This window comes from Achromobacter sp. 10T422, assembly GCF_056394065.1.
The window spans coordinates 508,075-521,815 of record NZ_JBFTHD010000006.1 but is presented as its reverse complement, the minus strand read 5'-3'; the positions used below and the strand labels follow the sequence as shown (position 1 = coordinate 521,815).

The window sequence follows — 13,741 nt, the reverse complement described above, 5'->3', positions numbered from 1 at the left end:
CGTCATGCGCTGGCGCTCAGTGCTTTGAACACGTCCCGCACGCACGCTTCCATTTGCTGGGCAGGGCTGCTGACAGGGAAATGGTCTGAGCTGACCGCGTAGCTATGAAATTCGATTTTTTCGGAAAACGGAATCTCGCGTAAGTCAGGCAGGCTCAACGCGCGTGACACCACGGGATTCACGATCGACACCCCCAGGCCCTTGCCCACCATGGTGCAGATGGTGGTGGCGTAGGGCGTTTCGATGGATAGGATTCTGGCGTCGTCGGAAAAATGCCGGTCAATGGCGGCGCGGTTGAAGCTGCCGGAGGGCAAGCAGATGAAGTTCTCGCCAGTGAAGTCGGCGGGGCTCAACCGCTTCTTGCGCGCCAGCCGGTGCGTGCGCGTCACAATACCCACGCCGTACGCGGTATTGATCCGGTCGTATTGCAAGCCTGGCACGTCGGTCTGGATGGAACAGAATCCGATGTCGCAAAACCCCGTGGCCATCCATTTGGCGACGACGTCGGAGCCGCCTGTGTTGACCACGACGGAGACGTCGGGGAACGTGTCGCGAAACAAGCGGATGGCGTCGGGAAGGACGCATTGCGTGATGGACCCGACCGCTCCCACCCGCAGCAGGCCGGTGCCACGCCGGCGGATCGAGTTGGCGCTGTCATTCAGCGATTCCAGGCCGATGAAGGCGCGTTCCACGTCGGTGTAGAACGCATCGGCTTCGGGCGTGGGGATCAGCCGCGTGCCGACGCGTTTGAACAGCACAAAGCCCAGCGTCGCCTCAAGCAGCGCGATCCAGCGGCTGATGTTCGGCTGTGACGTATGCATCAGCCCGGCCGCCGTGGTCATGGACCGCGTCATCATGACGGCGCGGAACGCTTCAATCTGCTTGAAATTCATGGGCGGATGCTTGCAAATATGCTGAGATCAAATCATATCAATTCTGTATTCGAAGCTATAAAAATCTGATTTGACGCATGAATTGGCGCGGGCGGAGACTACGGTTTTACATGCTCAGACCGACGCGAAAATGGAATCCAAAGTCAGCAGCCGCTTGAAGCAACCGCTCGCCCCGGAAGTGCTTCAGTACATTTTTCTTCCGCGCTTGAATCGCGAGTTCTTCGCCAATTTCGAGATGCTGAACCAGATCAATCTTGCGCATCTGGTGATGCTGCACGAGCAAGGCATTCTGGATCACGACGCGTCGGTTGAGCTGGCCCGCGCCCTGCTCAAGATGCAGGCGGATGGGCCGGACGGCATCGAGCTGGACCCGGCGCGCGAAGAAGCCTACTTCAACTACGAAGCGCACCTGATCAAGCTGGTGGGGCAAGCGCTGGGCGGACGGTTGCACACGGCGCGCAGCCGCAACGATATCGGCGCCACCATCGACCGCATCCGTGCGCGGGATTTTGCGACGCGGATCGCGACGGCGCTGATCGGCGTGGCCGATGCGGCATTGGCGCGGGCCGAGCAATATGCCGACTGCGTGATGCCCGGCTACACCCATATGCAGGCGGCGCAGCCGATCACGTATGGCTACTACCTGTCGGCGCTTGTCGATGCCTGGTCACGGGATGTCGCGCGCTTGCTGCACGCTTTGGACACCGCAGATGCCTCGCCGTTGGGCGCGTGTGCGCTGGCGGGCACGTCGTTCCCGGTCAACCGCGACGCGACCAGCGCGATGCTGGGCTTTACGCAGCCCTTGGCCAATGCGCTGGACGGCGTGGCGTCACGCGATTTCGCATTGGAACTAAGCGCCGCGCTGTCGATCATGATGATCACCAGCAGCCGTATGGTGCAGGACTTTTATATCTGGTCCACGCCCGAGTTCGGGTACCTGAGCTTTCCCGACAGCATCGCCAGCACCTCCAGCATCATGCCGCAGAAGAAAAACCCGGCGGTGCTGGAGTACCTGCGCGGCAAGACGGGCCATGTGATTGGTTTGACCACCGCGGCGTTCTCGACGGTGAAGTCCACGCACTTCACGCACTCGGGCGACAGCAGCCGGGAGAGCACGCGCACGTGCTGGGAGGCCTGCGACGAATCCTTGAAAGCCCTGGCGCTGATTCAGTTGCTGGTGGAAAAGGTGGAGCCGAACCGCACGCGCATGGCGGCCCGTGCGGCTGACGATTTTTCTACGGTGACGGACCTGGCCGACCTGCTGGTGCGCAAGGCCGACGCGTCGTTTCGCGATGCGCATCACATCATCGGCGCCGTGGTGCGGCAGGCTCTGGAGGCCGGCATCCCGGCCAAGCACATCACGCCTGCAATGATCAATACCGCTGCGGCTGAACAACTGGGCCGCCCGGTTGCGCTGCACGAAGACGATATCGCCGCGTGCCTGGACCCCGTGCGAAATGTGGCCGCGCGGGAATCGCTGGGCGGGCCGGCGCCGGGCCGGGTGCGCGCGCACATCGCCGAGCAAAAGGGTTTGCTGGATCAGTATCGCGGCATCATCGGCGCGGGGGTTCAGCGTGTGGCCAACGCGCAAGCCTTGCTGCAGCGGCGCGTGGGTAAGCTTGTGTCATCCAAGCCAGCGGAGCGTTCCGTTCAGGAAGCCTGACTGGCCCATCATCAAGGGGAAATCAATGCTCAAGACCGTCGCGGCGTTTGCCGCAGCCATGGGGATCAGCCTGGGCGCGCATGCCCAGACGTATCCCGTCAAACCGATAACGCTCGTTGTGCCCTTCGCGCCGGGCGGGACGGTGAACCTGATGGGGCGCTTGCTGGCCAACCGGATGTCGGAATCGCTGGGCCAGCCGGTCATTGTGGAAAACAAGCCGGGCGGCGGCGGCAGCATCGGCGCGAACTTCGTCGCCAAAGCGCCGGCCGACGGGTACACGCTGTTGTTGGCGACGATGGGGCAGCAATCCATTCAGCCGCTGTTGACTAAGAACCTGCCTTACGACGCCAACAAGGACTTTGCGCCGGTGGCGTTGTTTTCCACCGTGCCTAATGTGCTGGCCGTGTCGGCCGACACGCCGGCAAAGACCGTGGCCGAGCTGGTCGAGTATGCCAAGCAGCACCCCGGCAAGCTGAACATGGCGTCGGCCGGCATGGGGTCCGTCAATCATCTGACGGGCGAATTGTTCATGTACCGCTCGGGCGCGAAGTTCGAGCACGTGCCGTATCGCGGCGCGGGGCCGGCCACGGCAGACTTGCTGTCGGGGCAGGTGCAGGTGCTGTTCGCGAATCTGCCGAACGTGTTGCCTTACATCAAGCCCGGCAAGGTCCGCGTGTTGGCGGTGGCGAGTGAACACCGCAGCGCCGCCATTCCAGATGTGCCGACCTTGGCGGAAGCGGGGGTGAAGGATGCGGTGGTGGAGTCGTGGTACGGCGTCATGGCGCCCGCCGGCACGCCCGACGACGTGGTGCGCAAGTTGCAGGAAACGGTGATTGCACTGGCCAAAGACCCGTCGATGGTTGCGCACCTGGCCGAACAGGGCGCCGTGCCGTTTGCCGGCACCCGGCAAGACCTGGCCAAGTTGTCTGATGAAGAAACGGTGCGCTGGAAACAGATCATCGACGGCGCGAACGTGCAAACGAACTGAACTGCCCCGGGGGCGGGGGCGGGCATGCTTGGCTGCCTGTCATCCGCCCCGATTCTCGTACGCGCCTTCCTTGCCGTCTGCATCCCCCATCGCCGCGCGCATGCGTTCGGCCAAATGTTGCTTCAGGCTGTCCAGCGCGCCGGGCGTCCAACCCGGCGCGCCCGTCACGGCCAGCCACGCGTCCACATAGTGTTGCGGCGCGTAGACGTGGCCATAACCAATGGGCGTCTCGGTGCTGACGGACATATCCAGCGCCAGCTGCAACATCGTCACGACCGGCACCCAGCGCAGCTCGGGCGACACATCCGGCCCATAAGGCGGGTCCATCCAGGCGGGGCGGCGGTACAGGTCGCGATAGTCGAAGAAGGTCACGGCGTCGCTGGCATATTGCAGGAATACGATGCGCATCGGCCCCCAGGGCGCATCAGCAGGCACGGGCGACCCGTGTTGATTCATGAAGCGCACGAAGCTGCCGTCGCGCAGTTCAGGCCGCCAGGCCGGGGAGTCCGGGTTGCGGGCGTCGGTAATCGCGCGCCAGATGCGGCTTTCAAAGGGCGGGCCGCTCCAGAGCGCGCCATGGATGGGGTCGCCGATCATTTCAAAGAGCTCCGCCGAGCGCGCGGAATTCATTGCGCCCAGGCTCAAGCCATGCAGATACAGCTTGGGCCGCTGGTCGTGGGGCAGAGTGGTCCAATACCCGTACACCGCACTGAACAGCGCACGCGCGGCTTCAGATCCGTATTCGGGTTGGGCCAGCAAGGACAGCGGGCTGGAGAGGTACGAGTACTGCAAGGCCACGCTTGCGACATCGCCATGCAGCAGATATTCCACGGAATCCATGGCGGCCGGATCGATCCAGCCCGTGCCGGTGGGGGTGACGACCAGCAGCGTGGACCGCTTGAACGCGCCGACGCGTTTCATCTCTTCAAGCGCCAGAGCCGCCCGCGCCTGCGGCGTATCGGCCCCGCGCAGGCCCACGTACACGCGGATGGGTTCTTGCGCGTCGCGGCCGGTCTGCGCGCGAATCTCGCTGGCGTTGGGGCCGGACGCAATGAATTCCCGGCCGGCGCGCCCCAATTCATTCCAGGCAATCAACGAACCGGGTCCGCCTGTCTTGGCGCCGTCCGACGGCTGGGGGCGTTCCGGCTCCAGCAGCGCGTCGTATTCGCGAAACGACGCGTCCAGCACATGCAGCGCCGCGCGGAAAAACACATTGTTGGCCAGCGACCAGAAGATCAGGACGGCGATGGCCGCGCCCGTCACATTGGCGACGCGCCGCGGCACAACGCGGCGTACATGTCTGGCCACAAAGCGCGCCAGCAATTTGAACAGCCGGCCCAGCGCTAGCAGCGCGGTAAACGTGATCAATGCTGTCGCGCAGACCTTGAAGGGATGGGCGCTGGTCACGGGCTCCATCTGCATCAGCGCGCGTATGGTGTTTTGCCAATCGGCCGCGCGCCAAAGGAACAGCGCCAGCACCGACAGGCAAACCACGGTGATGACGGCGTTGACGATGCGCGCCGCGCGGGCGCGGGGCTCGGGCAGTTCCAGATAGGCCCATAGCCAGTGCCACAGCACGCCCAGCCCATAGCCGGCGGCAAGACACGCGCCGGCCAGCACGCCCTGCGTGAGATAGGTGCGCGGCACGAGCGTGGGCGTGAGCGACGCGGCGAAGAACAAGGTGCCCAGCAGCAGGCCGACGCCGGATAGCGATTCCAGGTGCGACCGGAAAAAGGCGGGAAGGCGATGCGGATGCTGCGTCAATGGGGCGTCCTGATCCGTGGGTTCCGAGGGGGATTCTCGCATGGGCGCCCCGGATTTTCATCAGGTGGACGGCGGATTGCCCCCTTGCACCTGCTTGCGTCAAAAAGAATAAAGTGCGAAACGGGTCCCGTGGCGCGGTCGTTGCGGGACGACATCAATAACAGGAGACGGGAATGGATACGGTAAGCAAGCAGGGCGGCAGCGTGCGTGAACAGGTCAGCGCAACCGAATGGCAGGTGCGCACGGATTTGGCGGCCTTGTACCGGCTGGTGGCGCTGTTCGGATGGGACGATTTGATCTTCACGCACATCACCGCCAAAGTGCCGGGCACCGAACATTTCCTGATCAACCCGTACGGAATGATGTTCGACGAGATCACGGCGTCCAGCCTGGTCAAGATCGACCTGCACGGCAACAAGGTGATGGAGTCGGAATACAACATCAACCCGGCCGGCTTCACCATTCACAGCTGTATCCACGCAGCCCGCAAGGACGCGATGTGCGTGCTGCACACGCATTCCATCAATGGCGTGGCGGTGTCGGCGCAGAAGGCGGGCTTGTTGCCCTTGTCGCAGTTCGCGTTCATTGCGCTGCGTTCGCTCAGCTATCACGACTACGAAGGCCTGGCGCTGAACCCGGAAGAGCAACCGCGTCTGGTCCATGACCTGGGTGCGAACAACTACATGATCCTGCGCAACCATGGTTTGCTGACGGTGGGCCAGACGATGGCCGAGGCCTTCCAGGCCATGCACCGCCTGGAAGCCGCCTGCATGGCGCAGGTGCGCGCGCAGGCGGGTGGCGGTGAGCTGATCTTCATTCCGCCGGAAGTGCTGGCGCGCGCCGCCGTGGAATCCCCGGCCGACCGGGCCTACAAAGCGTCTCTGGCCTGGCCGGGCTTGCTGCGCCGGCTGGACCGCCGCAATCCGGGCTACGCCGACTAAGGGCGCAGGTGGGCGGGGGGCTTAGCGGGTGGCCGTTATGGCTGCGATAACGCATTGCGGTTGCGGCTTCCCGGTTAAGGCTTTCGCGGTTTCGGCTTCCCGGTTGCGGCATTCCCGGTTGCGGCATTCCCGGTTGCGGCATTCCCGGTTGCGGCATTCCCGGTAGCGGCTTTCCCGGTTACGGCTTTCCCGGTTGCGGCTTCCCGGTTCCGGCTTTTTCCAGTTACGGCTTTTCCTGTTACGGCTTCGCTTTGGGCGTCACGTCCAGGAATTCGCTGCAATCCGGCACCGGCTTGGCGGGCTCGTAGAGTCCGCCATCGGGGTTCCAACGGTACGTTGCCGTGTAGCTGCATTCCGTATCGGCCGCGGGCGCGGCTTGTGCCGCGGTCAGCGCCGGCCGCTTCGTGGAATCCGCGTAGCGGCTCGCGCCAGCGGGCGCGCGCGTGGCCTGCGTCGTCACCTGCAAGTCCGGATACTCCTTGCCCGTTGCGCCCGCCGTGCCAGGCAGAGCGGCAAGCTCCGCCTGGTAGCGGTACGCATCCATGCACTGGCCCGCACGCTTTTTCTCGTCGGCTTGGTTAAAGCAGGCGCGGATCGACGCGCTGGCCGACTTCGGCATGATGAACACCAAGTTTGAACTTGTGGACTCGCCCAGATCCACTTCGAACAGATACAGGTCTTCGCGCGTGAAACTGCCGCCCGAGAACGGCGTTTCCAGGTTGTAGTCCGGCTGCGACGGGCCGATGACGCCGACAATTGCCCGCTCTTCGCTCAGCCGGATCAGATGGGGCCAGACGGTGAAGCTCTTGAAGTTGGGGATGTCGGGCAAGTCCCAGACTTTGCGGTCGGTGCGCAGCGTGCGGCTCGTGGCGTACGGGCCGTTCGTTTCCATCGTGCCCTCGGTGTTGATCCCCACACACCAATCCGTTTGCGCGTTGCAATACAACTTGTTGTCCGCGTTGAGCTTCAGCGGTTCCACCGTGGGTTGCGCCAGGGCCGCTGCCGGTAACGCGGCCGCGATCAGCAAAGCAAACACTTTATTCATAGTGGTTCCCGTGATTGCGGAGCAGGTATGCGCGCATTATTGCGTGAATCGAAGTTACGCCTTTACAAAATGGTGAGGGTTTCGGACAAGGCGTTGCAGGCTGTCGGCCTAACGAGAAATGAAGTCAGACTTCACTTGCAGTCTGACTGCAACCTGAATGATATTGTTGGTGTTTCGAGCTAGGCAGCGCGCGTTTCGCGCCTGGCCAAATCCACCCGTCATAAGGAGCTTTGATGAAGTTGATTCCGACCCTGCTGTTGGGCGCCAGCACGCTGATGCTGACCCTGCCTGCCGCCGCCGCCCCGGTGACGTATGACCTGGACCCGTCCCACACCTATCCCAGTTTCGAAGCCGATCACTTTGGCGGCCTGTCCACCTGGCGCGGCAAATTCAACAAGTCCCAAGGCGTGGTCGTCTTGGACCGCGAAGCGCGTACCGGCACCGTGGACGTCACGGTGGATATCAATTCCGTGGACTTCGGCCACGACGAAATGAACCAGCACGCCGTCGCGCCCGACATCTTCGACGCTGCCAAATACCCCACCGCCACCTTCAAGGGCACCTTCACCAAGTTCGACGGCGACCGCCCCGAAGAAGCCACCGGCGATCTGACCCTGCGCGGCGTCACGCGCAAGGTGACGATGGATATCGACGACTTCAAATGCATCCAGCACCCCATGGAAAAGCGCGAGGTGTGCGGGGCGGACGTATCCACGAAGTTCAGCCGCAAGGATTTCGGCCTGAACTTTGGTTTGGACATGGGCTTCAAGCCAGAGGTGGAATTGAAGATCCAGGTGGAGGCAGGAAGGCGTCCGTAAGGCTAGGCTGTCTGTATGAAAGTACGAAATATCGTACAAAAATTAGGTATAACTAAATTTTGTCTGTTTTATCGTACTTTTCGAAGCGGCTTTGATGTACGGTATATCCACCATGGTGGGATTCAGTTCGAGGAATGTCGACGATGCCGTACTTTCCAACCGCAGTGCTTCCTGCGCAGTTCGGAGCCAGTTTTAAGCGCGAACGAAAGCAGCGCCAGCTCAGTCAGGCAGAGCTCGCCCAGCGAGCCGGCCTGACACGCCAATTGATCGTGCAAATCGAGAAAGGTGAAAACGTGGGCCTGCATTCGATCATGCGAGCCCTGGCCGTGCTCAACATGGGTCTTCGGATTGATACCGCAAGCATCAACTATGACGATGTGGAGCGCATGAGCGATGAGTAACGCGAAGATAAAGCAGCTGGAAATCAGCACGCCGCAAGGCGAGTCGGGGTTACTGGAAAAGGAATCCCGTTTTGTCTTCAACTACACGCGGCCGGAACAAGACCGGGAGATCTCGCTCATCATGCCGCACCGCGCCGAGAGTTACGCCGACACCGTCTTGCCACCGATTTTTGCCATGAATCGGCCAGAGGGCTATCTGTATGAAAAGCTCTGGGAACGCTTTGGCAAAGACGTGCAACTGGACGACATGCGTTTGCTTGCCTTGACCGGCAGTAACCAGATCGGACGCCTGCGCTATCGAGAACCGGGCGCGGATGCCATGCGGGTTCAACCCACGATGGGGCTCTCGGCGTTGCTGGCCAGCGGGGCAAGCGTTGAACTTTTCGATTACCTGGTCAGCACCTACCTCACGTCCGGCATTTCGGGGTTTCAACCGAAAGTCATGATGCCGGATGCGGACACCGCCAATGCGAAACCCGTCGTCGATAAATCCACCCCCTTCACGTCGGACCTGATTGTGAAAGCGGCGGGCGAAGACTATCCCTTTCTGGCGCAGAACGAATTCCTATGCATGAGCGCGGCAAAAAAAGCCGGCCTGCGCGTGCCGGATTTTTGGCTGTCGGACGATGGCTCTCTCTTTGTGATGCGGCGCTTTGATCTGGAAGGCCCGGAACAACTTGGGTTTGAAGACATGGCCGTGTTGTTGCGCAAGACCGCAAAAGAGAAGTACCTGAGCTCATACGAGACCGTCGCAGAAATGATCGGCCTGTTGTGCGGAGCCAATCGAATGGAAAGCCTGGCGCGATATTTTGAATACGTGACGCTGTCGGTCATGGTGCGCAACGGGGATGCGCATCTGAAAAATTTTGGATTGCTCTACCGCCACCCGGGTGCCGAGCCCGCGGCGTTGGCGCCGCTGTATGACGTGGTCACGACCAGCGTGTACGAAATTGAGGACCCGCAGTCTGGCCGCACGCTGTCTGACCGCACCCTTGCGCTGAAGATGAACAAGAAAAAGGAATATCCGACGCGTAAGGGCTTGCTGCAATTCGGCCGTACGGCTTGCGCCGTGTCGCGGCCCGAAGCGGTTATCGAACGGATAGCGGCAGCCATGGACGAAGTCCTGCGGGACGAAGCGCACCGTGTCGACGCAGAATTTCTAGCCAAGATGAAGCGCGAATGGGACAACGGTTGCGCGTCGCTGCGGGCGCCCATGGTGTTCGTGGCAAAGCCGGACGCGTAGAGCACCCAGCGCACCCCCAGCGCACCCCCAGCGCACCCGCCCCGCTCAGTCTTGAATTTCCGGCTCGACCAGCTTCGCCAGCTGCATCAGTGATTCCTGCCAGCCCAGATAGCACATCTCGGTGGGAATCGCGGCCGGGATGCCTTCCTGCACCACGGTGAGTTCCGTGCCGCACATCACTTTGCGCAAGGTCACCGTGGTGATCATTTCGCCAGGCAGATTGGGGTCGTCGAAGCGGTCGGAGTAGCGCAGCTTCTCTGACGGCGACAGTTCCAGGTATTCACCGCCAAAGTGGTGGCTGTGGCCGGAACCAAAATTCTTGAACGACATTTTGTAGGTGCCCCCGACTTTGGCGTCCAGGTGGTGGACCTGGCACGTGAAGCCATACGGGGGCAGCCATTTGGCCAGGGCGTCGCCGTCGATGAATGCGCGATAGATGCGATCGGGCGAGGCGCGCAGAACGCGGTGGAGCGTTACGGTTCCGGTAGTCATGGTGTGTCCGCCTTGAATGAGTGGGTCGTATTGCTACGACGTTCAGCGGACACCCAAATCGACATCACCGGGATCGGTAATAACCCTTAGGTCCGCAAGCGGTCGATGTAGGCCGACAAGGCTTTGGCATGGTCCTGTCCGGCTCGCATGCCTACGTGGCCGTCCGCCCGGATGACCAGCAGCACGATGCCGCGCACGCCGAGCGTGTCGGCAACGTCAACTGTCAGGTACGCATCCGCGCCCGCCACGCCGGCATTCGCACTCAGCGCGACGACTTGTTCGATGATGGGGCCGCCCGATAGCGCTTCCATCTCGCGGCGCACGCGCGCCAGCTCGTCGTCGCTTGTGTGGGCGCAGCCGATCAACACGGCGGTATGGCCCACGCGATAGGCGCAAGCATGCAAGCGCCCTGTACTTCCGTCCGCGAAAGCAAGCGTGATCTGGTCCGGCAGGCGCTGGCCCGGCCAAAGCGCGGCTTGCGGTTCGCCCATGACGATGGGAGAACCTGCGTAGTCGATATCCAGCTCGGCCTCCGCCACCGCTTCATGGTGCCGGGTGTCCGGGTCGGCAAACGCCGCTTGGATCGCCATGTCCCGCTCATGGCGGGCGCGTTGCCCTTTGACCGACTGCGCGCTTTCGGCCGCATCACCCGATGCCATCACCTGGTCGGCCACGGGCCGGCGTTCGGCGTGATAACTATCCAGCAACGTCTCGGCGCAGTGGCCCTGGCAGACCAGCGCAAGCTTCCATCCCAGGTTGTAGGCATCTTGCAGCCCCGTATTCATGCCGTGCCCTTGCGCCGGGCTGCACGTGTGCGCGGCGTCGCCGGCAAGCAGCACGCGGCCAGACCGGAATTGCTGCGCAACCTTGGCATGGCAATCGAATCGTGTGGGATGCGAGACGTCGTCAAAGCGCGCGTCGGGCAGATAGCGTTGCAACGTGACCAGCGCGTCGGCCACCAGATCGGAATCCGCCGAGGCAGGGCGCAGGTACACGCGCCACCGGCGGCCGGGCAGCGCCGTCAGAATGACCGGCGTGGGGTCCAGATAGGCATAGTTCGCTTCGTAAGACATCGGCCACGCGGCAATGGATGCGTCGAATACGGCCCAGGGCTGATGAATGTCGTGGCCGTCTTGTTCAATGCCCATCAGCGTGCGCACGGTGCTGCGGTGCCCATCGCATCCCACCACCCATTGCGCGTGAACCTGCGAGCGCTCGCCGTGGTGTTCGAGGGTGGCAATCACGCCATCGGATTGCACCTGCAAATCCACCAGCGTGGTCGCGCGCGTGACGGCCCCGCCAAGGGCGACAAGATGATCGTGAAGACTGGATTCAGTCACTTCTTCAGAAATGCCGATATTGAAGGGATACCGGCTGCCGCACAGTGACAGGTCAATGTCGCCCAACACGGCCCCGTCGGCATGGATATGGGCGTGGCGCTGCTTGACGCCTGCCTGCAAGAGGGGTTCAGCGATACCCAGTGCGTCCAGGATTTCGAGTGATCGAGGATGCACGACGGTGGCGCGGTCCCAGTCCATGGGTTGTTCGTGCGCGTCGATCAGCAGGCATTCGACGCCGCGCCGGGCGAGCTCCGCGGCGGTCAGCAAACCGGCGGGGCCGGCGCCTACGATCAGAACGGGGGTGGCGATCATCTTGGAACTCCCTGGGCGGGGGCAGCGATGGAAGAGCGTAGGCGGGTGGTGCGTCATGCGGCGTCGCGTCTGGCGATTAGAGCGAAGCAAGTGCGCACCGTCAACGCCGTGCGCACCCGTCGGATGGCCGAGGAAAAAGCGAACCGGTGCGCGTGCACCAGGCGCTGAGTGCCAATGAAAAGGGCCGCGAATCTGTGATTCGCGGCCCTTCTTTACGTGTGCGGCGTCAGCCGCCGACGCGCTCAGGCATCAATACGCGCCCATGTAGTCGCGCTTGCCGACTTCAATGCCGTTGTGGCGCAGGATCGCGTAGGCGGTCGTGACGTGGAAGAAGAATTGCGGCAGACCATAGTGCAGCAGGTAGGCGCTGCCCGACAGCTTCTTTTCCTTCGGCGTGCCGGGGCGCAGCACGATTTCCAGCGAGGCGCTTTGCTCGAACTGTTCCGGCTTGAACGAGCCCACGTGCGCCAGCGTCTTGGCTATCAGCGCTTGCAGCTCGGCAAACGTGGGTTCGCCATCCGGCCACGACGGCACGTCGGCGCCAGCCAGACGGGACGCAATGCCCTTGGCGAAGTCGGTGGCGATCTGCACTTGGCGCGACAGCGGGAACATGTCCGGGTACAGGCGGGCGCCCAGATAGGCGGACGCGTCGATGTTTTTCTCGGTGGCGTGAGCCTCGGCCTTTTTCAGCACGTCCGACAGCGCGGACAGCATTTGTTTGATGACGGGGACGGAGGCGTCGTAAAGGGGGGCGGTCATGAGGTGTCTCGCTGAAATGTTGAAGGCGGGCGCGGGCAGGGCCTGCGCGGCTGAGGGCAAGACTACCAGCAATCGATGACCGGGTTTCTTGTACTTTTAATGTTTCCAAAAACTGGGGAAACCTAGGGTTTACACGAGTTATACGGCCAAATTCTCCCAGGCTATAACGCTGTATGTATTTTTTTTGTATTTATGAAGATGAAAATTGCACTGATAGGTTGTGGAGAAGTCGGCGATTGCTACGCGCGTGAGTGGGTGGCGGGCGGGCATGTCATTGTGGGTATCGGCGAATTGCGCCAGGACGCCGAGATGCAGGCGCGCGCCGCCTCGCATGGCAGCGTGCTGCACGCCGAAGCCGGCCCGTGGCTGACCGAGGCGGACATTGTCGTGTCAGCCGTGTTCGGCCACGCCGCGCTTGAAGTCGCCAAACAGGCGCTGCCGCACCTGCGCAAAGACGCCGCCTATGCGGATTTCACGACCGCCAGTTCGGGTGACATGCGCGCGGCGGCCGAGGTCGCCGCGCAGTTGGGCGTGCCCTTTACCGACGTCGCGATCATGGGCGCCATCGCCTTGCTGGGCGCGCGTACGCCGCTCTTGTGCGCCGGCACGGGCGCCCCTGCGGTGGCCGCGTTCACGGCCGGTTGCGGCGCGCCCGCGCAAGCCATCGATGGCGAGGCGGGCGACGCCGTGCGCCTGAAACTGCTGCGCAGCATTCTGACCAAGGGCATGGAAAGCCTGGCCGTCGAATGCCTGGTCGCCGCTGAAAGCATGGGCCTGCGCGCATCGCTGTATGAAGTGTTGTCCGATATGGACCGCACGCCGCTGACGACCTTCGTTGATTCCTTCGTCCGCTCGCACGTGCTGCACGCGCCGCGCCGCTTGGCCGAAGTGCGCGAAGCGCGCGAACAACTGGTGGAAGCCGGGTTGCAGCCGCTGGTGCTGGACGGCGTTGAGCGCTTGTTCGCGCGCACCACGCAAGGCATTGAAGCGGCCCGCGCAGCAGGTTCGTTCAACGTACCGGATTCGGTTGCCGACCGGCTGGCGTGGTTGACGCCGCTGGCGCGCCAATCCTGATCGATCAG

General features: G+C 62.7%; 13 protein-coding genes. 7 read left to right on the top strand and 6 right to left on the bottom strand.

Annotation, left to right across the window (positions count from 1 at the left end; genetic code table 11):
- Positions 1-2 precede the first annotated feature (2 nt).
- Positions 3-893, bottom strand: a complete 891-nt coding sequence (locus AC1DB0_RS18900; RefSeq protein ID WP_054422851.1) for a LysR substrate-binding domain-containing protein — start codon at positions 891-893, stop codon at positions 3-5.
- 130 nt (positions 894-1,023) lie between these two features.
- Between AC1DB0_RS18900 and argH the strand changes: the two genes are divergently transcribed.
- On the top strand, positions 1,024-2,556 hold the full coding sequence (gene argH, locus AC1DB0_RS18895; RefSeq protein WP_346551342.1) for an argininosuccinate lyase: 1,533 nt from the start codon (positions 1,024-1,026) through the stop codon (positions 2,554-2,556).
- 25 nt (positions 2,557-2,581) lie between these two features.
- Positions 2,582-3,544 (top strand): Bug family tripartite tricarboxylate transporter substrate binding protein, encoded by a 963-nt coding sequence (locus AC1DB0_RS18890; RefSeq protein ID WP_054422847.1) that lies wholly within the window; start codon positions 2,582-2,584, stop codon positions 3,542-3,544.
- Positions 3,545-3,583: 39 nt separating this feature from the next.
- Here the strand turns inward: AC1DB0_RS18890 and AC1DB0_RS18885 are convergent, their stop codons facing one another.
- Complete coding sequence (locus AC1DB0_RS18885; RefSeq protein ID WP_427948881.1) at positions 3,584-5,350, bottom strand: alpha/beta hydrolase; 1,767 nt, start codon at positions 5,348-5,350, stop codon at positions 3,584-3,586.
- Between the two features lie 131 nt (positions 5,351-5,481).
- On the opposite strand from AC1DB0_RS18885, the gene AC1DB0_RS18880 reads away from it, so the two are divergent.
- Entirely contained in the window at positions 5,482-6,249 is a 768-nt protein-coding gene (locus AC1DB0_RS18880; protein ID WP_175170174.1) for a class II aldolase/adducin family protein, read from the top strand.
- A gap of 238 nt (positions 6,250-6,487) precedes the next feature.
- Here the strand turns inward: AC1DB0_RS18880 and AC1DB0_RS18875 are convergent, their stop codons facing one another.
- Positions 6,488-7,294, bottom strand: a complete 807-nt coding sequence (locus tag AC1DB0_RS18875) for a hypothetical protein (protein ID WP_054422843.1) — start codon at positions 7,292-7,294, stop codon at positions 6,488-6,490.
- 233 nt (positions 7,295-7,527) lie between these two features.
- On the opposite strand from AC1DB0_RS18875, the gene AC1DB0_RS18870 reads away from it, so the two are divergent.
- The 3 genes from AC1DB0_RS18870 (at position 7,528) to AC1DB0_RS18860 (ending at position 9,756) form a co-directional block, all read left to right on the top strand.
- Positions 7,528-8,112: a YceI family protein gene (locus AC1DB0_RS18870; RefSeq protein ID WP_054422838.1), complete on the top strand. Its 585-nt coding sequence runs from the start codon at positions 7,528-7,530 to the stop codon at positions 8,110-8,112.
- Positions 8,113-8,255: 143 nt separating this feature from the next.
- Positions 8,256-8,513 (top strand): helix-turn-helix domain-containing protein, encoded by a 258-nt coding sequence (locus AC1DB0_RS18865; protein WP_175170173.1) that lies wholly within the window; start codon positions 8,256-8,258, stop codon positions 8,511-8,513.
- On the top strand, positions 8,506-9,756 hold the full coding sequence (locus tag AC1DB0_RS18860) for a type II toxin-antitoxin system HipA family toxin (RefSeq protein WP_476758466.1): 1,251 nt from the start codon (positions 8,506-8,508) through the stop codon (positions 9,754-9,756). Before AC1DB0_RS18865 ends, AC1DB0_RS18860 begins: the two co-directional genes overlap by 8 nt.
- A 45-nt stretch (positions 9,757-9,801) precedes the next feature.
- Here the strand turns inward: AC1DB0_RS18860 and AC1DB0_RS18855 are convergent, their stop codons facing one another.
- From AC1DB0_RS18855 to AC1DB0_RS18845, 3 genes are all read right to left on the bottom strand, one after another.
- Entirely contained in the window at positions 9,802-10,248 is a 447-nt protein-coding gene (locus AC1DB0_RS18855; protein WP_447578618.1) for an SRPBCC family protein, read from the bottom strand.
- Between the two features lie 86 nt (positions 10,249-10,334).
- Entirely contained in the window at positions 10,335-11,900 is a 1,566-nt protein-coding gene (locus AC1DB0_RS18850) for an FAD-dependent monooxygenase (RefSeq protein WP_476758465.1), read from the bottom strand.
- A 249-nt stretch (positions 11,901-12,149) separates the two neighbouring features.
- Complete coding sequence (locus AC1DB0_RS18845) at positions 12,150-12,659, bottom strand: DUF1993 domain-containing protein (protein WP_054423329.1); 510 nt, start codon at positions 12,657-12,659, stop codon at positions 12,150-12,152.
- 198 nt (positions 12,660-12,857) lie between these two features.
- On the opposite strand from AC1DB0_RS18845, the gene AC1DB0_RS18840 reads away from it, so the two are divergent.
- Entirely contained in the window at positions 12,858-13,733 is an 876-nt protein-coding gene (locus AC1DB0_RS18840) for an NAD(P)-dependent oxidoreductase (protein ID WP_447578616.1), read from the top strand.
- Positions 13,734-13,741 lie beyond the last annotated feature (8 nt).